The sequence below is a fragment of the Enterococcus sp. AZ078 genome, from assembly GCF_051714985.1.
Taxonomy (GTDB): Bacteria; Bacillota; Bacilli; order Lactobacillales; family Enterococcaceae; genus Enterococcus_B; species Enterococcus_B hirae.
Genome location: NZ_JBIOSW010000001.1, coordinates 2163436 through 2186041 on the forward strand (window position 1 = coordinate 2163436; position 22606 = coordinate 2186041).

Annotated in this window: 22 protein-coding genes and 1 riboswitch; of the genes, 2 read left to right on the plus strand and 20 right to left on the minus strand. The window is 39.0% G+C overall.

The genetic code is table 11. The annotated features are described in order from the left end of the window. Nucleotides 1–7 precede the first annotated feature (7 nt). The 13 genes from atpD to IGJ18_RS10190 all read right to left on the minus strand — a co-directional run bounded on the left by atpD (nucleotide 8) and on the right by IGJ18_RS10190 (nucleotide 12173). Nucleotides 8–1414: a F0F1 ATP synthase subunit beta gene (gene atpD, locus IGJ18_RS10130; RefSeq protein WP_010718594.1), complete on the minus strand. Its 1407-nt coding sequence runs from the start codon at nucleotides 1412–1414 to the stop codon at nucleotides 8–10. Between the two features lie 22 nt (nucleotides 1415–1436). Beyond that, nucleotides 1437–2339, minus strand: coding sequence for a F0F1 ATP synthase subunit gamma (locus IGJ18_RS10135; RefSeq protein WP_010737986.1), 903 nt, complete (start codon nucleotides 2337–2339; stop codon nucleotides 1437–1439). Nucleotides 2340–2352: 13 nt separating this feature from the next. Further along, nucleotides 2353–3909: a F0F1 ATP synthase subunit alpha gene (gene atpA, locus IGJ18_RS10140; protein ID WP_010718596.1), complete on the minus strand. Its 1557-nt coding sequence runs from the start codon at nucleotides 3907–3909 to the stop codon at nucleotides 2353–2355. A 22-nt stretch (nucleotides 3910–3931) separates the two neighbouring features. Continuing rightward, the gene (gene atpH / locus IGJ18_RS10145; RefSeq protein ID WP_034699144.1) at nucleotides 3932–4474 is read right to left on the minus strand and encodes an ATP synthase F1 subunit delta; all 543 of its coding nucleotides are present in this window, start codon (nucleotides 4472–4474) and stop codon (nucleotides 3932–3934) included. Beyond that, a complete protein-coding gene (atpF, locus tag IGJ18_RS10150; RefSeq protein ID WP_010718598.1) occupies nucleotides 4461–4985 on the minus strand; it encodes a F0F1 ATP synthase subunit B in 525 nt (174 codons plus the stop codon). The genes atpH and atpF overlap by 14 nt, the downstream gene beginning before the upstream one ends. Before the next feature lie 209 nt (nucleotides 4986–5194). Then, nucleotides 5195–5410 carry an ATP synthase F0 subunit C gene (gene atpE / locus IGJ18_RS10155; protein WP_010718599.1) on the minus strand — a complete coding sequence of 72 codons (216 nt, stop codon included), beginning with the start codon at nucleotides 5408–5410 and terminating at the stop codon, nucleotides 5195–5197. Nucleotides 5411–5460: 50 nt separating this feature from the next. Next, nucleotides 5461–6180: a F0F1 ATP synthase subunit A gene (gene atpB, locus IGJ18_RS10160; protein ID WP_438843292.1), complete on the minus strand. Its 720-nt coding sequence runs from the start codon at nucleotides 6178–6180 to the stop codon at nucleotides 5461–5463. A 300-nt stretch (nucleotides 6181–6480) separates the two neighbouring features. Beyond that, the gene (smpB, locus tag IGJ18_RS10165) at nucleotides 6481–6945 is read right to left on the minus strand and encodes an SsrA-binding protein SmpB (RefSeq protein ID WP_010718601.1); all 465 of its coding nucleotides are present in this window, start codon (nucleotides 6943–6945) and stop codon (nucleotides 6481–6483) included. Nucleotides 6946–6984: 39 nt separating this feature from the next. Then, entirely contained in the window at nucleotides 6985–9351 is a 2367-nt protein-coding gene (rnr, locus tag IGJ18_RS10170; protein WP_178305785.1) for a ribonuclease R, read from the minus strand. A gap of 2 nt (nucleotides 9352–9353) precedes the next feature. Beyond that, the gene (locus IGJ18_RS10175; RefSeq protein ID WP_034867368.1) at nucleotides 9354–10103 is read right to left on the minus strand and encodes an alpha/beta hydrolase; all 750 of its coding nucleotides are present in this window, start codon (nucleotides 10101–10103) and stop codon (nucleotides 9354–9356) included. A gap of 220 nt (nucleotides 10104–10323) precedes the next feature. Beyond that, entirely contained in the window at nucleotides 10324–10560 is a 237-nt protein-coding gene (secG, locus tag IGJ18_RS10180; protein ID WP_010718604.1) for a preprotein translocase subunit SecG, read from the minus strand. 279 nt (nucleotides 10561–10839) lie between these two features. Beyond that, complete coding sequence (locus tag IGJ18_RS10185; protein WP_010718605.1) at nucleotides 10840–11115, minus strand: GNAT family N-acetyltransferase; 276 nt, start codon at nucleotides 11113–11115, stop codon at nucleotides 10840–10842. A gap of 71 nt (nucleotides 11116–11186) precedes the next feature. Then, nucleotides 11187–12173, minus strand: coding sequence for an alpha/beta hydrolase (locus IGJ18_RS10190; protein WP_192924302.1), 987 nt, complete (start codon nucleotides 12171–12173; stop codon nucleotides 11187–11189). A gap of 222 nt (nucleotides 12174–12395) precedes the next feature. Beyond that, nucleotides 12396–12440: riboswitch (PreQ1 riboswitch) on the plus strand. 23 nt (nucleotides 12441–12463) lie between these two features. Between IGJ18_RS10190 and IGJ18_RS10195 the strand changes: the two genes are divergently transcribed. Next, entirely contained in the window at nucleotides 12464–13438 is a 975-nt protein-coding gene (locus tag IGJ18_RS10195) for a nucleoside hydrolase (RefSeq protein WP_010718607.1), read from the plus strand. A gap of 5 nt (nucleotides 13439–13443) precedes the next feature. Next, complete coding sequence (locus IGJ18_RS10200) at nucleotides 13444–14010, plus strand: ECF transporter S component (RefSeq protein WP_010737992.1); 567 nt, start codon at nucleotides 13444–13446, stop codon at nucleotides 14008–14010. 167 nt (nucleotides 14011–14177) lie between these two features. On the opposite strand, the gene IGJ18_RS10205 is transcribed toward IGJ18_RS10200, so the two are convergent. From IGJ18_RS10205 to IGJ18_RS10235, 7 genes are all read right to left on the minus strand, one after another. Beyond that, the gene (locus IGJ18_RS10205; protein ID WP_096708848.1) at nucleotides 14178–15314 is read right to left on the minus strand and encodes an ArgE/DapE family deacylase; all 1137 of its coding nucleotides are present in this window, start codon (nucleotides 15312–15314) and stop codon (nucleotides 14178–14180) included. Nucleotides 15315–15486: 172 nt separating this feature from the next. Then, nucleotides 15487–16512, minus strand: coding sequence for an alpha/beta hydrolase (locus tag IGJ18_RS10210; RefSeq protein ID WP_096708847.1), 1026 nt, complete (start codon nucleotides 16510–16512; stop codon nucleotides 15487–15489). 258 nt (nucleotides 16513–16770) lie between these two features. Then, the gene (gene eno / locus IGJ18_RS10215) at nucleotides 16771–18069 is read right to left on the minus strand and encodes a phosphopyruvate hydratase (RefSeq protein WP_010718611.1); all 1299 of its coding nucleotides are present in this window, start codon (nucleotides 18067–18069) and stop codon (nucleotides 16771–16773) included. Between the two features lie 115 nt (nucleotides 18070–18184). After that, on the minus strand, nucleotides 18185–18940 hold the full coding sequence (gene tpiA / locus IGJ18_RS10220; RefSeq protein ID WP_010718612.1) for a triose-phosphate isomerase: 756 nt from the start codon (nucleotides 18938–18940) through the stop codon (nucleotides 18185–18187). A 155-nt stretch (nucleotides 18941–19095) separates the two neighbouring features. Continuing rightward, nucleotides 19096–20286: a phosphoglycerate kinase gene (locus IGJ18_RS10225; protein WP_010718613.1), complete on the minus strand. Its 1191-nt coding sequence runs from the start codon at nucleotides 20284–20286 to the stop codon at nucleotides 19096–19098. A gap of 110 nt (nucleotides 20287–20396) precedes the next feature. Further along, entirely contained in the window at nucleotides 20397–21398 is a 1002-nt protein-coding gene (gap, locus tag IGJ18_RS10230; protein ID WP_010718614.1) for a type I glyceraldehyde-3-phosphate dehydrogenase, read from the minus strand. Between the two features lie 40 nt (nucleotides 21399–21438). Beyond that, entirely contained in the window at nucleotides 21439–22530 is a 1092-nt protein-coding gene (locus IGJ18_RS10235) for a sugar-binding transcriptional regulator (protein WP_172595671.1), read from the minus strand. Nucleotides 22531–22606: the final 76 nt, after the last annotated feature.

A 22606-nucleotide genomic window follows, 5' to 3' on the forward strand; every position in this document is an offset into this window, starting at 1 on the left:
CCCCTTTCTAGTAGCCTAGTTTTTTCGCTTTTTCTACGACGTCTTCTATTCTACCAACACTTCGGAATGCTTCTTCAGGAAGATCATCGTATTTACCTTCTAAGATTTCACGGAAACCTTTGACTGTTTCTTCAACTGGTACATAAGAACCAGGAAGACCTGTAAATTGTTCCGCTACGTTAAAGTTTTGTGACAAGAAGAATTGAACTCTACGTGCACGTGAAACTAAAACTTTTTCTTGATCAGATAATTCATCCATCCCTAAGATTGCAATGATATCTTGTAATTCACGGTAACGTTGTAAGACATGTTGGACTTCAGTCGCTACTTTATAATGTTCTTCACCAACGATTTCAGGTGCCAAAGCACTTGAAGATGAAGCCAATGGGTCCACGGCTGGATAGATCCCTTGTTCTGTCAATTTACGCTCTAAGTTTGTTGTAGCATCTAAGTGGGCAAATGCTGTTGCTGGCGCTGGGTCAGTATAGTCATCGGCTGGTACATAGATTGCTTGGATCGAAGTGATCGAACCTTTTTTCGTTGATGTGATACGTTCTTGTAATTGACCCATTTCAGTTGCTAACGTTGGTTGGTAACCAACGGCAGAAGGCATACGACCTAAAAGGGCAGATACTTCTGAACCAGCTTGAGTGAAACGGAAAATATTATCAATAAACAATAGCACGTCTTGACCTTCTACATCACGGAAGTATTCAGCGATCGTCAAACCAGTCAAAGCTACCCGCATCCGAGCACCTGGTGGTTCGTTCATTTGTCCGAACACCATCGCTGTTTTTTCGATAACGCCTGAATCTTTCATTTCATAGTAAAGGTCATTTCCTTCACGAGTACGTTCCCCAACACCGGTAAATACAGAAATACCACCATGTTCTTGGGCAATATTATGGATCAATTCTTGGATCAATACCGTTTTACCTACACCGGCACCACCGAATAATCCAACTTTCCCACCTTTTAAGTAAGGTGCTAACAAATCGATAACTTTGATCCCAGTTTCAAGGATCTCCGTACTAGTACTTAATTCATCAAAGCTTGGTGCTTTTTTATGAATCTCACTACGTTCTGCATCTTCTGGGAAAGATGATCCTAAATCGATCGTATCTCCTAAAACGTTGAATACACGTCCTAGTGTATCTTTCCCTACTGGAACAGAAATAGCTTTACCAGTATCGATAACTTCCATACCACGTTGTAAACCATCTGTTGATTCCATGGCAATGGTACGGATCACTCCGTCCCCTAATTCTAATGCTGTTTCAAGAACAACTTTTGATTTTTTCTCATCATTTTTATAAACAACTAATGCGTTGTTGATATCTGGTAAGGATTGGTCTAAAGAAAATTCCACGTCGACAACGGGACCGATTACTTGAACAATCTTGCCTGAACTCATCTTTTTTCCTCCAATCTCAATACTATTCTAGCGCCGAAGCTCCGGCAACAATTTCGGTAATTTCTTGGGTAATAGCCCCTTGTCTTGCACGGTTATAAGATACCGTCAAATCATCAATGATCGTTGCAGCATTATCCGTTGCTGTCTTCATGGCAGTCATGCCGGCAGCGTGTTCTGCTGTCTTCGCATCAACGATTGCACCATAGATTAAGCTTTCCGCATATTGAGGCAATAACTGCGCCAAGATTTCTTCTTTTGAAGGTTCAAAAATGTATTCTTGGTCAAAAGTAGTTGCTTCTTCTGGATCTAAATCTGAAATTGGCAGCATTTTTTCTACACGAAATTGGCTAGTTAGTGAATTGATATGATGATTGTAGCATACGTACAATTCATCAAATACTTCATTTTGATACATCGTTGTTGCCATACCTACAATTTTACGCACTTCATCAAAACTTGGTTGATCCGATAAATTACGTAATTCGTAAGCTAAATTAATTCCTCTAGCTTTGAAGAAATCTGCGCCTGTACCTCCGATTGCGATCATCACATAATCGTCAGGAGATTTATGGTCTTCTTCTAAAATAGACATTGTTTGCTTTAAAATCGAACTGTTATAGCCACCAACTAAACCACCATCAGCGGTAATCACGATATACCCCGTTTTCTTTACCGGACGGCTGATTAACATACTATTGTAATTGATATCTCCACGAGGATTATCAGAAGCAATATCATTTAGTTGAGTAGCTGTCAAATGAGTGACGATTTCTCTGACTTTATTTGCATAAATCTGAAACTTCTGAGAAGAAGCTTCAGATTTTGTCAGTTTAGAAGCGGACACCATTTGCATTGCTCGAGTGATTTGACTCGTTTTCTTCGTTGAAGCAATCCGAGTCTTGATTTCATTTAATGAAGCGCCCATTCATCTCACCTCACTATGCATTTTGAATGGATTTCAATTTGTCTTCTGTTGAAGAAGTGTTTCCTTTTGTCGCTAAGAAAATATCTTTGTATTCTTGGATCGCTTGATTCAATCGTTCTTCTTCTGGAAGATCTTTCGTTGTACGGATCGTTTCAAAGATATCTGCATGATTCGTATCTAGATATTCAAATAATTCATGTTCAAAATCTAAGATGCTGTCAACTGGAATACTATCTAAGAATCCATGTGTCAAAGCATATAAGATAACTACTTGTTTTTCAACAGCTAGTGGTGCATGAAGTTTTTGTTTCAAGATCTCAACTGTACGACGTCCACGATTCAATTTTGCTTGAGTCGCAGCATCTAAATCAGAACCAAATTGGGTAAATGCTTCTAATTCACGGTAACTTGCTAAGTCAAGACGTAATGTTCCTGCCACTTTTTTCATTGCTTTGATTTGAGCAGAACCACCTACACGGGAAACGGATAACCCAGCATCAACGGCTGGACGAGTTCCGGCGTAGAACAAGTCACTTTCTAAGAAGATTTGTCCGTCAGTGATTGAAATAACGTTTGTTGGAATATAAGCCGAGATATCTCCGGCTTGTGTTTCAACAAATGGTAAAGCAGTCATTGAACCGCCACCTAAATCATCACTTAGTTTTGCCGCACGTTCTAATAAACGTGAGTGCAAGTAGAAAACATCCCCTGGATAAGCTTCACGACCTGGAGGACGGCGTAATAGCAATGAAAGTTCACGATAAGCAACAGCTTGTTTTGATAAGTCATCAAAGATAATCAATACATGTTTGCCGTTGTACATGAATTCTTCACCCATTGCAGTTCCTGCATAAGGCGCAATATAAAGTAATGGCGCAGGTTGTGATGCACCCGCATTGACTACGATCGTGTAATCCATTGCTCCATATTTTTTCAAAGTTTCTACTTGTGTACGCACAGTAGAATCCTTTTGACCGATCGCCACATAGATACAGATCATATCTTGACCTTTTTGGTTAAGGATCGTATCGATTGCGATAGATGTTTTACCCGTTTTACGGTCACCAATAACTAATTCACGTTGGCCACGTCCGATTGGAACTAAAGCATCGATGGCTTTTAGACCTGTTTGCATTGGTTCATTGACAGATTTACGTTGCATAACGCCTGGTGCCATTGCTTCGACTGGACGAGCTTTATCTGTAACGATTTCTCCTAACCCATCGATTGGTTGACCTAGCGGATTAACGACACGTCCGATCAAGGCGTCCCCAACTGGAACTTCCATGATTTTACCTGTTCGTTTTACTTTGTCTCCTTCACGAATGGATTCGAAATCACCAAGGATAATGATACCTACATCATTTGATTCTAAGTTTTGCGCCATTCCGTATGAGCCGTTTGAAAATTCAAGCAACTCACCACTCATCGCATTTTCTAAACCGTGTGCACGAGCAATCCCGTCACCGACATAAGTCACGGTACCGATTTCTTCGACTGAAAGCACGTTTTGATAATTTTCAATTTGTTCTTTGATCAAGGCACTAATTTCTTCTGCTTTGATAGCCATTCGATTCACCTACCTCTTTGTACTATCTATTTAATTGATTACGCATTTTTTCTAATTGCGTGCGAATGCTTCCGTCGATCACTCGATGGTTGGCTTCAACAATTGCCCCACCAATAATAGAAGAATCAACGATTTGCTTCAATTCAACTGTTTGATAGTCCATTGTTTTTGCAACATTCATTTCTAGTTTTTGTAATTGTTCATCAGAAAGTGGTACTGCTGTTTTTACACTACCTAAAAGTAGTCCTTTGTAATCGTTGTAACGGTGTTCGTATTCATCGATCATAAACGATAATTCAGACATCCGATTATAACTATAGACCACTTCTAAAAAGTTTTTCACGATACCGTCAAACCCACTGACAAGTTTATCCATAATGATTCGTTTTTCGTGAGGTTCTAAGCGGACGTCACTAAGTACGTTGCCTAATCCAGGTACTTCACTATAGATTTGGCGTAAGCTTAGTAATTCTTGGTAAATTTCTTCTGCGCTATTTGAATCGATCGCCAGTTCAAATAGTGCTTTACCGTAGCGTCTGCCGACAGTATATTTATCTAGTTTCATTTGAAGAACCTAGACCTTCGATATATTGATTGATTAAAGATTCATGCATTTCTGGAGACAATTCTTTGTTCAAGATTTTAGCCGCGATTTGAAGAGAAAGATCTGCTACATCATCTTTTACAGAGTTTAAAGCTGTATCACGTTCTAACATGATATCAGTTTGCGCTTTGCTTTTTAGACGTGCAACTTCTTCTTGTGTTTCCTTCAAAATATTTTGACGGCTTAATTCTCCACTTTCTTTCGCATTTTTAATGATATCAGCTGCATCAGAGCGAGACGCTAACAATTGTTGTTCGCGTTCTTGTTCCATTTTTGCTGAATTGATGCGAGATTTTTCGGCAGAATCTAAATCATTGGCGATCTTATCTTCACGTTTTTTCAAAATATCGCTGATTGGTCCCCAAGCAAAATGTTTCAATAGAAACATTAGTATCAAAAATGAGCCGCTGACAACGATGATATTACCTAACATCGGATTACCAACTTCTGCAATTGCCAATTGATTCAGCATAGGCTAGCCTTCCTTTCTTTAAGGTGTATCTCATGGATGATGAAGGAATCCTGACTTCAATGATTGAAACAGCCTCCTCAACGCCTTTTGTTCTAGTATTATGATGAAACAACTCAATTATTTTGAAAATAATCAGGTTGTTTTTTTTCAGTTTTTGACAATTAAAAGAGGATTAGTGACAGTAGTCCTATCCTCAAACAGTTAATTGATTAAACAGCAAAGACTAGAATCAAGGCAATAACCACACCTAGAATAGGAACAGCTTCAACTAAGGCTACCCCGATGAACATTGTTGTACGTAATTGACCAGACATTTCAGGTTGGCGTGCCATTGATTCGATTGTTTTAGAGATTACTTGACCATTACCATAACCAGCTCCGATAGCTGCTCCCATGATTGCGATTGCTGCTGCGATATAATTCATAATTTATTTCCTCCTAAATATAGATAAATAGTAGTTTGTTAAAAACGATGTTACTCTTCTACTTCAATCTTATGGCTCATATATACCATCGATAAAGTGACAAAGACAAATGCTTGGATGCTTCCGATAAACAATGAGAATGCGATCCAGACCATCTCTAAAGGAATTGCTAACGGTAATGAGAACCAACCTAAATTATTCATCATATTGGCAATCAAGGTAAGTAAAACTTCCCCCGCGTAGATATTCCCGTAAAGACGCAAAGCAAGTGTTAATAGGTTCGTAAATTCTTCGATCAGCTTCATTGGAAACATGAAACTATATGGTTTCAAGAACGAATTTACAAAATACCCTTTAAATCCAAGCTTTTTCACCCCGAATAAATGAGTAAGTGTGATCATTATAAATGCCAAAGTTAAAGTAACAAACGGGTCTGCTGTCGGACTTTTCCAAAGTGTTATTTCGCTAGGTAAGACGATTTTCGTTATTAAACCTATATTATTTGCCACGAAGACAAACAAGAACAATGTAAAAGCCAACAAATGAAAATTATTCAATTCTTTTCTAGGCAGATTATCTGTTACGATCCCTCGGGTAAAGTCAATGACCCATTCCAGCGCATTTTGTTTCCCCGTTGGTTTCATCTTAAGATTTCTTGTAAAGAAGTAAACTAAGAAGAAGACAATCAAACAGGTCAATAACACCATCATACAAACAGTACCATCAAACCAAACCGGTCCAATATGGAACGTTAGCGAGCGTTCATCCAATCCATTTCACCTCTTTTCCCTGAATTTCACATAAAATCAAATTCATGTGTACATCTGGTTTTTCTAAATCGTTTTCTAACCAAACGGTATCATACCACCATGAAACAGAAAATTCAAAACATTTTCATGAAAATCAGACAATTTTTTATTTCAGTCAAAAAAGTTTGCTTTTTCCTAAAAATCATCGTGGCGTTTTACAAGAAAAAACCTGTGATATCATGCTTTATCAGATTAAATGCTAACAAATTTTATCATTAAGTAAACCTAAAAGCACCGAATATGCGAAAAAGGATAATGAAATTATCTAGAGAAATTTTTTAATGTTCGATCAATTTGACGATCCACATCTTTTCGTTTTAGATCTTCTCGCTTGTCATAAGATTTCTTCCCTTTCGCAAGACCAATCAAAACTTTGGCATACCCATCACGAATATATACTTTTAAGGGTACGATCGTGACCCCGGTATTTTTTGTTTCAGTCTCTAGCCGTGAAATCTGTTTTTTGTGTAATAGTAACTTTCTTGTTCGTAACGGATCATGGTTAAAAATATTGCCTTGTTCATAGGGACTGATATGAACATTATGCAAAAATGCTTCACCGTTTCGAATACGGACAAATCCATCTTTCAAATTGATTCGGCTGTTTCGGATCGATTTGATTTCTGTTCCTTGCAGCACCATTCCTGCTTCCATCGTATCGATAATCGAATAATCATGGCGAGCCTTTTTATTTTGGGCGATTAACTTTCCGTCGCCTTTTGGCATATGACATTCCTCCAAACTGGTATTCATAGTGGTTATTGGTTATTTTTTCTTTTTCTTCTTAATTCCCTTATAAAAAGGTTTTTTCCCTTTTTTATTAGATGGTCCTTTTCCTTTTTTCCGCTCATTTGAATAGGAATTTTTCTTTCCATTCCGTTCAGTATGAGATTTTGATGAACGTTTTTGATGACGATTAGAAGGACGATTTTTGTTTGACGTTTTTGGACGTTCTAATGGAACGATTTCTTCTGCATCAATCAATTCAAAGTCGATTGCACGTTCTTCCGGGTCTGCTTTGATGACTTTTACCCGCACTTTTTGACCGATTTTAAAAGTTAACCCTGTTCGTTCGCCTACTAATGCTAAATGATTCTCAATAAAGTGGAAATAGTCTTGTTTCAACTCATTGATATGGATCAACCCTTCAATCGTATTGGGTAATTCGATAAACAACCCAAATTTAACAACTGAACTGATGATCCCTTCAAATTCCTCTCCTACTTTATCCATCATGTATTCAGCTTTCTTCATTGCATCTACTTCACGCTCTGCCTCGACCGCACGACGTTCCATCTTCGAACTATGCTCCGCAATTTCGGGTAGCTCATTTTCCCAATAAGTTTGATTTGCTTCACTTGGGTCTTGTCCATACGAGCGAATTAAGCGATGAACGATCAAATCTGGATAACGTCTGATAGGCGAAGTGAAATGCGTATAATATTCCGCAGCTAATCCATAGTGTCCAAAATTATCTTCTGAATAACGTGCTTGTTGCATACTTCTCAACAGCATCGTATTGATAACAGCTGATTCCGGCTTGTCTTCAACGTTTTCAATGACTTTTTGAAGATCTTTAGGTGTGATCGTTCCTTTTGTTCCACGAACGACGATTCCTAGTGCGGAAGCAAAATCAAAGAAACGTTGCATCTTTTCTTCTTTAGGTTGCTCGTGAATCCGATAAATGAATGGAAAGTTGCGTTTATTAAAATGTTCCGCCACCGTTTCATTTGCTGCCAACATGAAAGATTCGATCAACCGTTCGCCTACGCCACGGCTTCGCAATAAGATATCAGTTGGTTGTCCATCTGGTTCTACGAGTATTTTTGCTTCACGGTCTTCAAAAGAAATCGCTCCTCGACGAATCCGCATTTCTTCTAAAATTTGATGTAGCTCTTGCATCTCTTGAAACATCGGCACTAATTGCTGATAACGTTCCATTACCTGCTCATCTTGTTCTTCTAAAATCTGATTGACCGCTGTATAGGTCATTCGTTCCGTCGTTTGGATGACACTTGGGAAAATATCATGAGATACCACCTGACCATTTGGATCAATCTCCATCTCACAACTCATTGTTAGTCTTGGTACGTGAGGATTCAATGAACAAATCCCGTTTGATAATCTTTGTGGGATCATTGGAATGACACGGTCGGTTAAATACACACTCGTTCCTCGTTCGTAAGCTTCACGATCTAACTGGCTTCCTTCGGTCACATAATTGGAAACATCTGCAATGTGTACACCTAAGAAATAATTACCGTTGGCTAATTTTTTCACAGTAACGGCATCATCCAAATCTTTGGCATCTTCTCCGTCAATCGTCACGATCAGTTGTTCACGTAAGTCTCTCCGGCCAACTAGGTCTTTTTCATTGATCGTATCTGGCACTTGATTAGCTTCTGCCAAGACATCATCTGGAAATTTTGTCGGAATCCCGTTTGAGACAACAATCGATAGGATATCCATTCCAGGATCATTTTTATGGCCGATGACTTGTTTGACAATACCTTCTAAACTGGTCGCATAGTTTTTCTCAGGATAATGGGTCAGCTCAACCATTACGATACTCCCATCAACTGGTCGAATCCCTTCAGCTGCTGCATAAACTTTAAACTGATTCAATTTTTTGTCTTTTGGGATAACCACCCCATAAAGATCCGTTTCATTTATCTCGTCGTCTGTGTAAGCCACGAATTCTCCAGCTAACTGCGTAGTTGCTCGTTTGCGGATCTCAACTACTTTACCTTCTGCTCCACGATCCATCGCAGTATCGGCCGTTTTTATGATATCGATCGCTACCGTATCGCCATCCATGGCATACCCAGTTGCTTCTTTAGGAATATAGATATCATCTTCTTCTGGATCAATCGTCACAAAGCCGAATCCTCTTTCATTGGCCCGAAACGTTCCTTCGATCAATACTGGTTTTAATGGTAGCTTCACTTTTCCTTTTTTGGTAAAGACCACACTTTGTTCTCGTTCCATTTGAGCGATTGTCTGAACGAGTAGTTTGAAATCTTCACTTTTTTGCAAGCCCAATCCTTGGGCGATTTCTTCCATTGAAAAGCTTTTTTTGCGCTCGCTCTCAATAAAAAAAATAATTTTTTCTTTCAATGTTTCTTTTGTCATTTTCATTCCTCATTCCAAGGTAAATTCTCTAGAAACTCCAACACATCTTTTTCCAGTAATTTTCTAGACTCTCCAACGGTGATCACATGTTTGCTGTTGGGATACCATTGAAGGGTCACTCTTTTATCGGCTAATTTTTTTGCTGTTTCGTAGACTCCAGCTGGATCAATCATTTCATCTTGACCGGCTTGGGCTAAAAAAACAGGTGCTTGGATGTCACTAAGTTTTCCTTCTGTAATTGCTGCTTGATTTTGTATCTCTGCTAATTGCTGATAAACATTTGGTCGAAGCGCAGCGACAGTTTCTTCGATTTCCTGTTCAGATTCCCCTGCAAGTTTTAGCACATAACGTTCATATCGCTCAAAATTTTCTGGTACATGATTTTCAACTGGTGAAATCGGTGAGCAGAAACATCCGCCGCCAATGATCTCTGACTGTTCTGCTAATGCTCGAACAGCGAAGATTCCTCCCATTGATAATCCAAAAACGGCAACTTGGGAAAAACCTTCTGCTTTTAAAAAGTGGATGGCTTGTTTCGTATCTTCCCACCATGTTTCCGTTTTTTGCGCTAAAATGTCTTGTGGAGCTAGCGTTCCATGTCCAGTAAATAATGGAGCATAGACAGTATATTCTGACTTTTCCAAATATCGAGCCAGCATGCGCACATCATTCGGACTTCCAGAATAGGCATGTAAGAGTAGCACAGCTCTCTTACTATGTTTTGCATAAAGGGGTTTTGGTAGACTTTTCATTAGGTTCACCTCGTTCTTCTCATTTTAACATAGATTGGCGATCCCTTAGGACAAAACCGCTCTTTTGGCAAATAAAAAAGAGCCGCGACGTCAATCACTGCTCTGCATGAAAGGAATTCTTTTTTCGCTCATTCAAATCAACTACTTAAAAAATTAAGCCGAAATTTTTTGAACGAAAAAACGATTCATAATTATTTCGACTAATCGTTAAATCAACTTTTTATTTAGAAGATAAAAAGGCTAGTACAAATAATAAAATCATCCAAATGGCACCCATTACCGCTGTCGAACGTTGCATGACTGCTTCAAAACCACGTGCTTTTTGTTTACCGAATAATTGATCCGCTCCGCCAGTAAATGCACTTGCTGCACTGTTTTGTTTACTTGGTTGCATCATGATTGCAATGACCATTACAATCGATAACACGATCACGATTCCTAAAATTACATTATACATTAAGCAGCCTCCTTTCCGTAAAATATCATCTATTTTACTTTATCATATAAAAAAAACTCTGACAACCTTCTCTTGCGAATGGGGCTCCAATTTTAGATAACATTTAGTATTAGTACTTATTCATGGGCAAAGACTGAAAAGACGAAAAAACCGAAAGAATAACACCGCTGATAGCCGGTTGCTACAATTTCGGTTTCTCTAATTTAAAAAAAGTTCATTTAGCGGATAGATCCACTTTTTGTCATTTCATTCATTGACGATCGTACGAAAACGAGTCGATTATTTACGAAGCACATCTTGATATTCAGGTTTTCTTTCAAATTCTTTCTTCGCATATGGACACAATGGAATAATTTTTTTACCTTCTCTTCGAGCTAGTTCTACGCCATTAAGCACTAATTTTTCTGCTAATTTTTGTCCACGATACTCTGGTTCTACAAATGTATGATCAATGATCATGATGTCTGGTCCTGCATCAGACCAAGTCATTTCCCCGATTTCTTTTGCTTCATCATTCAATAATACGAAACGATTTTTTTCTTCTTTGATTTCCATTTTCGCCACTCCCCGTATTGACCAAATAATTTGTTCTCCTTGATTCTAACAGTCTAGTTCTCAGCAAACAATTATTTATACTCGGAATAACCTGATTCTCTCCAATCGATTCGCTGTTCGATAAATGAGAAAACAACCGTCCAATATTTGGTGGGATCTTTCACGGCTGCTTCTAAATGTTGAGCTTCTGGGATCAGAAAAAGATCATTTTCACCAGCTGTTGCATTTTGGATCGTATAAGCGGCACTGACTGGAACGAACTGATCCTCTTCCCCATGAATGATCAATACTGGCAGATGGTTACTGCCCAACTGACGAGTTGCTGACGCCTGTTTCAAAGAATAACCAGCATATTTCTTTGCATAGCGATTTGCATGGCGCATGATCATTTTTTTAGGAAGAAAGGTTAGTTTGCTCAACATGTAGCGAAACTCCGCATAGACGGAAACAAACCCGCTATCCAGGATAAACCCTCGAACTGCAGGAGGTAGTTTTTCCCCACTAGCCATCATGATAGCAGAGGCACCCATTGAACTCCCATGTAAAATAATGTTAGCATCTGGCTGCATCTGTAAAATATAGTTGATCCAGATAATCAAGTCTAAACGATCCAACCACCCCATTCCGATGATTTCTCCTTCACTCTTGCCGTGAGCACGCAAATCAGGAATCAAGACGTTAAACCCTGCTTCTGCATATTTCTTTCCAATATAAGACATATCTGTTTTCCCATCACTTCGATAGTCATGGACACAAACAACCCATTTTTTGTTGGGAGAGGAACTTTGAAAGATTCGTCCTAACAGTTTTAACCCATCATGACTTTTGACTTCGATTTCTTTGCCTTTATTCCAAAAGCCTTCAGCTTCTGTTTCCGCAAGTTGCCGTTGCTTTTCTACAATCGTAAAAGCCGATGGGTCCATCAACTGATGACCTGTTTTCTCATACCAATCATACCCTCTTTGTAAACCCGATTGAATTAATTTTTGCGCATAGTAAGAAGAAAGTCCACGATAAATGACTGCGCCTAAAATGAGAACTATAAGAATAAGATACATGACAATCACTTATCTTCCCCGCTTTCCATAAATATTTTTTCTATTATCAATCCGTATAGCCTTCTATTCCATTGTACCATTTTCTAAAAAAACTGCTCAAGTTTTCACCCTAGGCTTCATTGAAATTTAAAACCAATCAAATAGGAATAAAAAATAAGATAACATTTACATTTTATTTAAAAGCCAGTATACTGATTCCGTGCATTTTAATCAAGGAGTATCCTTGGACTGGTTCGGAAACTTCCCAGAATAAAAAACTAAGTATCTCTACAGAAAGGAGATTGGAAATAATGCGAAAAGTAATTATTGACTGCGATCCTGGAATCGATGACACTTTAGCATTGATGTTAGCCATCAAGTCCCCCGAAATCGAGGTAGTTGCGATCACGACGGTCTGCGGCAATGTACCTGTGACGATCGGTAGCCAAAATGTTTTCAAATGTTTGAAACGATGCGGACGCTTAGACATCCCCGTCTATCAAGGGCAAACACAACCGTTGAAACAGCCGTTTATTAGCGCACAAGACACTCATGGGATGGACGGATTAGGCGAGACAAACTTTGCTCAAGTACAAGAAAAACAAATAGAAGAAAAATCAGCAGTCGATTTTTTGGCGGAATACTTTTCTAAAGAAACAAACACCTCGATCATTGCACTTGGCCCTTTGACCAATATTGCTCGTGCTTTGATGAAAAATCCACATTTAGGGAAACATTTCGAGCGATTTATTTCAATGGGTGGCACCTACAAAAGCCACGGAAACTGTTCACCAGTTGCTGAGTACAATTATTGGTGCGATCCTGATGCAGCTGCCTTTGTGTTTGAAAATTTAGGGAACACGATTGAAATGGTCGGGTTAGATGTTACGAGAGAAATCGTTTTGACACCTACCTTATTAGAATATTGTTGTCAGCTCAATCCTGAGGAAGGAGAATTTCTAAAAGCGATCACTCGTTTTTATTTTGATTTTCACTGGCAACAAGAAAGAATCCTAGGGTGCGTCATCAATGATCCTCTGGCCGTTGCCTACTTTATCGACGAAAGCATTTGTCAGGGATTTACTAGTTATACCGCTGTTGAAACGCAAGGAATCAGCCGCGGGCAAACACTAGTCGATCGCTTTGATTTTTGGCAAAAAGCACCAAACAGCACCATTATGACAGAAGTTGATACTCATCTATTTTTTCGGAAGTTTTTGACCGTTCTTTTAAATGCACAAGAAGAAACGATTAAAAAAGATCTGGAAAGATTAAAGATGGGATGAAAAACATGCGCAAAAAAAGAATCACCACACAGACGATTACGATCGTCGCTTTATGTATCGGAATCAATTATATCGGCGGAACCATTGCATTATGGCTACGATTACCGATCTATCTTGATTCGATAGGTACCATATTCGCTGGGACTTTGTTAGGTCCGGTATTTGGGTTACTCACTGGCTTGGCCAGCGGGGTATTAAGTGGTGTTACCACCGATATCTTCTCGTTGTATTATTCACCTGTTCAAATGGTAACAGGTTTACTTGCTGGAGTGATTTTCCATCAACGATTCACTCGAAGTAAGAACCGCTGGACCTTAGTTTTCTGGGCACTTGTCTTATCACTGCCTGGAACCATCCTTTCTTCCCTAATCACTGTAAAACTCTTTGGGGGAGTCACTTCTTCTGGTTCAAGCATGATCGTTCAGTTCCTCCATGGAATTGGGTTCAATCAAACAATGAGCGTGATTCTCGTTCAAGCGGGTACCGATTACCTCGACCGCCTGCTCTCAGTAGTCGTCGTCACCCTTGTCGTCTTGGCATTGCCGAAAAGGGTTGTGAACAGAGCGATTTGAGCTGCGTAGTTGTGATGAGCTGGAGTAAATACACGTGCGAATAGAAGTCGGTTACTTCAATTAGTAAATCAAAAAAAACGCAAAACATGAAAATTTGTTTTGCGTTTTTTTGATTTAATTGAAGGATCTACTTTGTACTTTTTTGTACTTTGAACCAAAATAGGCTGTTATGCTAAATAAGACAAGATGATTGCTTGATATGTGTCAATCATATCCAAGTAATTATCGATTTCTACATACTCGTCTATTTGATGAGGCAAGTTTACGACTCCAGGACCGAATACCACAAAATCGAAGGAGTGAGAGGATTTAGTAAATTCAGCTGCATCTGTCGTTGCTGCTGCACCTACTAGGGGCAATGGTTGCTTGAACTGTTTTTGAATATGGTGGATCAACGAAGAATCAGGATTTGCTTTCACAGGAATCTTATTGTAGTCGATCGTCAATTCTAAGTGATAGTTCGTTCCTTCATTCAATTCATCCACGATCTTTTGCAATAAATCAATGATTTGATCGTTTGGAAATTCAGGGATTGAGCGGATATTTCCTTGTAATTGCGCCTGACTTGGAATACTGTTGACTTGATTTCCTCCGTTGATCACTGTAACGTTATGGATCGTTTTTCCTAACGCTGAATTTTGGAAATCATTCGCTAAAGCATCCATTTGCTCGTTTGCACGCGTAATAAATTCATTTAAATGGTTGATCGCATTGTAGCCTTCTTGAGGCATTGAGCTGTGGGCTTCTTTACCATGAGAAACAACGGTGTAGTTTATTGAACCCATGTGAGTATACATCAAATTGTAATTGGTTGGTTCACCAATGATCAATCCGTCTAAATCGTCGACATAACCTGCTTTTGTCAGTTGTTCACTACCTAATTCTCCGACTTCTTCCCCTACTGTCGCTAATAATTTGATTGTCCCGTTAAACGGTTTCCCAGACTCTTTCAATTCAATCATCGCAATCACCATAGCGGCTAGCCCACTTTTCATATCGGTAGTACCACGTCCATACAAGCGATTACCTTTTATTTCTGCTGCAAAAGGCGGGTAGGTCCAATTCGATTCGTCTCCTGCAGACACAACATCCATGTGACCAGACAAACCTAATACTCTTCCTTGACCATTGTGATACGTCGCCACCAAGTTATCACGCCCCTCAGTGTGAGAAATGATTTCTCCTTGGATTCCATGTTGATTCAATAATTGATTTAAGTAGGCGGCTACTTCCCCTTCGTTCCCATTCACTGACTTGATTCGGATCATTTCTTGTAAAATAGCTATTTTTTCTTCATTTCCCATCCTGTCCCACACTCCTGCTGTTTCTTTCTATTTTACTGAAACAGTGTATCATTTTCAATCATTCATCCATTCTCAGTCGATTAGTTAGCAGCAGCCATTGACACTCCTATGTCTAAAGACACCGAAGCACCCCAAAATAGAAGGAGCTATTTCGGGATGCTTCGGCAATTCGTTATTGAGCTGTTGTAGATCGAAAACAGTTTTCAATGAACCGCTCCGTCTGCTCATAACAAGTTTTTGATTCTGGCAATGTATAATTAAATTGATATTCATGACTGATTTCTTTTTTCTGGTCTTTATAAAATAGTTCGTCTACAGGAACGTCTAACTCTTTTAATTTATTTGCGAAAGCAATCCCTTGATCTTGGAAAGAATACGCATTTCCATCTGTGATATACGTAGGCGGGAAGTCTTTTGACACTTGATCAACTAAACTAGCTTGATATAAGCGTTCGTCTGTTTGCCAATCTTTCGTTCCAATCAAAGACCAAGCTACCGTTTTAACGAAGAAATGCATCAATCGATCACTCGATTGCTGTTTTGCTGTTTGTTGCAAGTCAACTGGCCCACAGTAAGAAATGGCTCCTTTGATCGCTGTTGGATCAATCATTTGTTTCATCTTCATTTCTTTTGCATACTGTTGATTTGTTTGGATAGTGACATACTGTAAGGCAATCTGAGCGCCTGCACTATCGCCACCAAAAATCAGCTTTGAAAGATCCAACTTCTGATTGTTCTCTTTTTTTAATTGTTGGACTAATTCATTGACTTGGACTACTTGATTGGGATACTGAGAGCTAGGTGCCGGTTCATAGTTCATAGCAACAACTGCAAGGTGCGTATCTGAAGCTAATCTTGTTGCAAATTCTTTTACACCTGCTTTATCCCCGCTCACATAGCCTCCACCGTGAACCCAGATCAACGTGGGTAAAGGTCCCTCACTGCCTTTAGGATAATAGATATCGTAGTTGTTTTTTTTGAATTGTGATTGATAAGAACGATCAGTGAGCGAACTGGTGGAATCTTTTGCTTGTTCATACGTCTCTTTATCTGTGATCGTTACAGCATCGCTAAACAGATGTCGGATCACATAAGCACCCGGTCTCGGTGAAACTTGAAAAGCAATCACGACCAATAAAATGGTACTGAGAAGCAAAATACCGAACCATTTGAACCCCTTTAAAATTTTTGCTTTCATACACTTTCCCCATTATTCTTTTTTTCCTTTTATCATAATATCTTAGCAATAATTAAATCGTTTGTAAACGTGACAAAAAACGATTATGTAATTCAGTTTTTGTTAGGATAATCTCTAAATTTTTTCTGCAAAAAAAGACCTTTCTCCTATCTTCAAGATAAGAGAAAGGTACTTTTTAATAACTTTAGAATGAAGTAGACCAGCACAGCTATATAATCGACGCTCTGCTATCGTCGTACTTATTTGATCGTCCTAAAATTATTTGTTTTTTAAGTTGTAGAAAGATTTCAAACCTTTGTATTCAGCAACTTCGCCTAATTGGTCTTCGATACGTAGTAATTGGTTGTATTTAGCAATACGGTCAGTACGTGATAGAGAACCAGTTTTGATTTGACCAGCGTTTGTTGCAACAGCAATATCAGAGATTGTTGAATCTTCTGTTTCACCTGAACGGTGAGAAACAACTGCTGTGTAGCCAGCTTCTTTAGCCATTTCGATTGCTTCAAAAGTTTCTGTCAAAGTACCGATTTGGTTAACTTTGATTAGGATTGAGTTAGCGATTCCTTTTTCAATACCTTCAGATAATTTTTGAGTGTTTGTTACGAACAAGTCGTCACCAACTAATTGAACTTTGTCGCCTAATACGTCAGTTAATTTCTTGAATCCGTCCCAGTCGTTTTCGTCTAATCCGTCTTCGATTGAGATGATTGGATATTTAGAAACTAATTCTTCGTAGAATTTGATCATTTCGTCAGTTGTTTTTTCGCCTTCGCCTGAATCAGCTAATACGTAAACACCTTTTTCTTTGTCGTAGAATTCTGAAGAAGCAGCATCCATAGCAAGAACAACGTCTTTACCAGGTACATAGCCAGCTTTTTCGATTGCTTCGATGATTACTTCAAAACCTTCTTCGTTTGAACCAAGGTTAGGAGCGAATCCACCTTCGTCACCAACAGAAGTAGCTAATCCACGAGATTTCAAGATTGCTGCTAATGCGTGGAATACTTCAGCACCCATACGTAGAGCTTCTTTGAATGTTGGAGCGCCAACAGGCATGATCATGAATTCTTGGAAGTCGATTGAGTTATCCGCATGTGATCCACCGTTGATGATGTTCATCATTGGAGTTGGTAAAACTTTTGTATTGAATCCGCCTAGGTAGTGGTATAAAGGTACTTCTAGGTAGTCAGCAGCTGCACGAGCAACAGCGATAGATACACCTAAAATTGCGTTCGCACCTAATTTACCTTTGTTAGGAGTTCCGTCTAAAGCGATCATAGCTTTATCGATTGCCATTTGGTCACGTACATCGTAGCCAATGATTGCTTCAGCAATGATGTTGTTTACGTTGTCAACAGCTTTAGTTACACCTTTACCGCCATAACGAGCTTTGTCTCCATCACGTAATTCAACGGCTTCGTATTCACCAGTTGAAGCACCTGAAGGAACCATTCCACGGCCAAAAGCTCCGCTTTCTGTGTATACTTCTACTTCGATTGTTGGGTTACCGCGTGAGTCTAAGATCTCGCGAGCGTAAACATCAGTAATAATTGACATGTTTTGTCTCTCCTTTGAGTTTGTTTTTTCCTAAGGGATTTCCCTCATATACGATTTTAGTTAATTTTAGGCGTTAGTGCAAACATTTCTTGCATTTTTCGCAAATTTTCACTAATTATTTTACAGCGTCTAATAATGCTAAGAATGAATCAGCTTGTAAGCTTGCGCCACCAACTAATGCTCCGTCAACATTTTCTTTCGCCATATATTCAGCAATGTTTTCTGGTTTTACAGAACCACCGTATTGGATACGTACTGCATCAGATACTTCTTTGCCGTATAATTTTTCAACTGTTTGACGTACAACGCCACAGATTTCGTCAGCAATTTGTGCATCAGCTGATTTACCAGTACCGATTGCCCAGATTGGTTCATAAGCAATAACCATGTTGCTTACTTGGCCATCTGTTAATCCTTCAAGACCAGCAGTGATTTGTCCTTCGATCCATTCAGCTGTTTTTCCAGCTTCGTAAGTTTCTAAAGATTCACCACAGCAAAGAATTGGGATCATGCCGTTTGCAAAGATAGCTTTCGCTTTTTTGTTGATGTCTTCATCTGTTTCATGGAAGTATTCACGACGTTCTGAATGTCCGATGATCACATAGTCCACACCTAAGTCTGCTAAAGCAGCTGGTGAAGTTTCACCTGTGAATGCACCTGAGTTTTCCCAGTAGCAGTTTTGTGCTGAGATTTTTAATTCTGTTCCTTCAGCTGAAGCCATTAGTTCTTGTAAGAACAAAGCAGGTGATCCGATAACAGAATCAACTTTTTCATTTGAAGGGATGTTGTTTTTTACTGCTTCAGCAAATTCTTTTGCTTCAGATGCAGTTTTGTTCATTTTCCAGTTACCAGCGATAATTGGTTTACGCATGACAGTATGCACTCCTTTAAAATTATGAGTCGTGGAACTCTCCTCCACGTATAAAAAGAAAAAGCTGCTTTTTGGTTAAATTTATTTGAGTTTGAATCAATTCACCGTTGCAAAAAGCAGCTGTCTTCATCTAAATCAGATACAACGAACGATGCTTATTTATCGTTGATTGCAGCTAAACCAGGTAGTTCTTTACCTTCTAGTAATTCTAAGCTTGCGCCGCCACCTGTTGAGATATGTGTGAATTTGTCAGCAAAACCTAATTGTTCTGCAGCTGCTGCTGAGTCACCACCACCGATGATTGTTGTTGCATCTTCAAGGTTAGCGATTGCTTCACAAACACCGATTGTACCTTTAGCAAAGTTACTCATTTCGAACACACCCATTGGTCCGTTCCAAACAACTGTTTTTGCACCTTGTAATGTATCAGCAAATAATTTCACTGATGCAGGGCCGATGTCTAAAGCCATCAATCCTTCAGGGATATCGCCTTCGATTACTTGTGTTTCAACATCGTTTGAGAACTCTGGAGCACAAACGTTATCGATTGGCAAGACTAATTTGTCGCCAGCTTTTTCGATCAATTCTTTTGCTAATTCAACTTTATCAGCTTCTACTAAAGAGTTACCGATTTTGATTCCTTTAGCTTCGTAGAATGTGTAAGTCATTCCGCCACCGATCAAGATTTTGTCTGCTTTAGGAATCAAGTTTTCGATTACACCGATTTTATCAGAAACTTTTGCGCCACCTAAGATTGCGATCATAGGGCGTTTTGGTTCTTCAACGGCTTCACCGATAAATTTGATTTCTTTTTCCATCAAGAATCCAGCAACTGTTGGGATACCAGTTGAAGCAATTCCGACGTTTGAAGCATGCGCACGGTGAGCTGTACCGAAAGCATCATTGACAAATACATCACCTAATGAAGCCCAGTATTTACCTAGGTCTGCATCATTTTTGCTTTCTTTTTTGCCATCAATGTCTTCAAAACGAGTGTTTTCAAAAACAACCACGTCGCCATCTTTCATGCCATTGATTGCTGCTTCTAATTCTGCACCACGAGTTTCAGGAACGAAAGTTACTTCTTTTCCTAATAGTTCGCCTAAACGTTTTGCAACGGGAGCTAAAGATTTACCTTCTTTATCTTCTTCCGTTTTTACACGTCCTAAGTGAGAGAAAAGAATTGCTTTTCCACCTTGTTCTAATACGTAGTTGATTGTTGGTAATGCTGCTTTGATACGTGTGTCATCTGTGATCACGCCATCTTTCAAAGGAACATTAAAGTCAACACGGACAAGAACTTTTTTATCTTTTAAATCAATATCTTTCACTGTTTTCTTAGCCATTTTATTTCCTCCTAAATAAACTTACTATCAAAAAAAGCGGAAGAAGCGCGATTGCTTCCCCGCTTTTAAGTGTACATGCTTATAAATTACACTTGTACGTTTGGTCTATCTTATAAGTTAGCGAAGTATTCTAAAGTACGTACTAATTGTGCAGTGTAAGACATTTCGTTGTCATACCAAGCAACAGTTTTAACTAATTGTTTGTCGCCAACAGTCATTACTTTAGTTTGTGTAGCGTCAAATAATGAACCGAAAGTCATACCAACGATATCAGAAGAAACGATTTCGTCTGTGTTGTATCCGTAAGATTCGTTTGAAGCTTCTTTCATTGCTGCGTTGATTTCGTCAACAGTTACTTCTTTTTCAAGAACTGTAACTAATTCAGTTAATGAACCTGTTGGTACAGGAACACGTTGAGCAGCTCCGTCTAATTTACCGTTCAATTCAGGGATTACTAAACCGATAGCTTTAGCAGCACCTGTTGAGTTAGGAACGATGTTTGCAGCAGCAGCGCGTGCACGGCGGAAGTCACCTTTAGGATGAGGTCCGTCTAGAGTCATTTGGTCACCTGTGTAAGCGTGGATAGTTGTCATTAATCCTTCAACAACACCAAATTTGTCGTTTAATGTTTTAGCCATAGGAGCTAAACAGTTAGTAGTACATGAAGCACCTGAGATAACTGTTTCTTTACCAGTTAATGTTTCGTGGTTTGTGTTATAAACGATTGTTGGAACGTCATTTCCACCAGGAGCTGAGATAACAACACGTTTAGCACCAGCTGTTAAATGTTTTTCAGCAGCTGCTTTTGAAGTGAAGAAACCAGTACATTCTAGAACGATGTCAACACCTAGTTCGCCCCAAGGTAATTCTTCAGGGTTACGGTTAGCTAATACTTTAACTTCTTTTCCGTTAACGTTGAATGAACCTTCGTGAACTTCAACTGTTCCGTTGAAACGTCCTTGAGTTGTGTCATATTTTAACAAGTGTGCTAACATTTTAGCATCTGTTAAGTCGTTGATTGCTACTACTTCGATTCCATCTACATCTTGGATACGACGGAATGCTAGACGTCCGATACGTCCAAAACCATTAATACCTACTTTAACTGTCATTTAAGATTTCCTCCTTATGAAAATCAAAAAAATATTTATTTTAAAGGGATACCCCTTTTAAAATCTCTTTTGCTGCAGCTTCATCAGTGATGAGCCACGTTTGTTTTGGTGCATTTTTCATATAGGCGCGAATCGCTTTTGCTTTTGACTTTCCCCCAGCAATCGCAAGAATGATGGGTACATTTGCCAAATCTTTCAATTCGATTCCGATGCGAGGAACTTTATATACGACTTCGCCATTTTCATTGAAAAAATAGCCGAAAGATTCCGCCACCGCATTCGCCTGTTTCAGCATGACTAATTCCTTTTCAGTCATTTTTCGACGTGCTGCCATATGGAGTGCGCGTCCAATACTATGAATAACACAATTTGCCTGACTAATCAAGTTTAACACTTCTTGAATAGAGGGTTCATTGAGCAAGGAATTGTACGTTGCTAAACTTAATTGTTCTGGAACATACAATGCACGATGATTTCCACTTGCTTTTGTAGCCATTCTAGCACTTACGGAATTTGCTTGTACAGTCACAGCCTCTCCGATACCACCACGAGCTGGCACAAATAGATTATGTCGCTGATTGTTTTCCAAATTTGTCAGTTGTTCAGCTACTACAGCCATCGTTGTTCCGCCCATTACAGCAATGATATTATTGCCCTCCGGTAGTAACAAATCTAAAGCTTCATTTAATGCTTCACCAAAAGCATCCGCCACTTTAGGCTGTTCTTCACTGTTTCCTGATACCACGATACAACGTTGATTCCCAAAATACTCAGCCAGTTTTTTTTCTGTCTGATGCATTCCTAAAAGTTGATCCATGAAGTTCTCAAGGCTTTGATAAACTTCTTCTCCTTTTTTGGTCAAAGTCATACCGCTTTTAGAGGTGTTGATCAAATCTAACTGTTTTAGTAGATCTGTTTCTGTTCGTAATACGCGTTCTGTGATGCCCATACTCTCTGATAAACTACGACGACCTATTGGCTGCATCCAATAAATATTACGTAAAATTTTATATCTTTCCTGTAAAACCTCGATAATATCCGGTGCAACAGATTCAATCATTTTCAATTCATCAAGCATAGCGATCTCCTTAGTTGGACGATATTTGTCCAATGTAGACTCAAAACGACCCATGTACGATAAAAAAAGAAAAGCGACTTTCCTACTACTAAGTATTTAAAAGGAAAATCTCAACCTCACGAATGTAAGT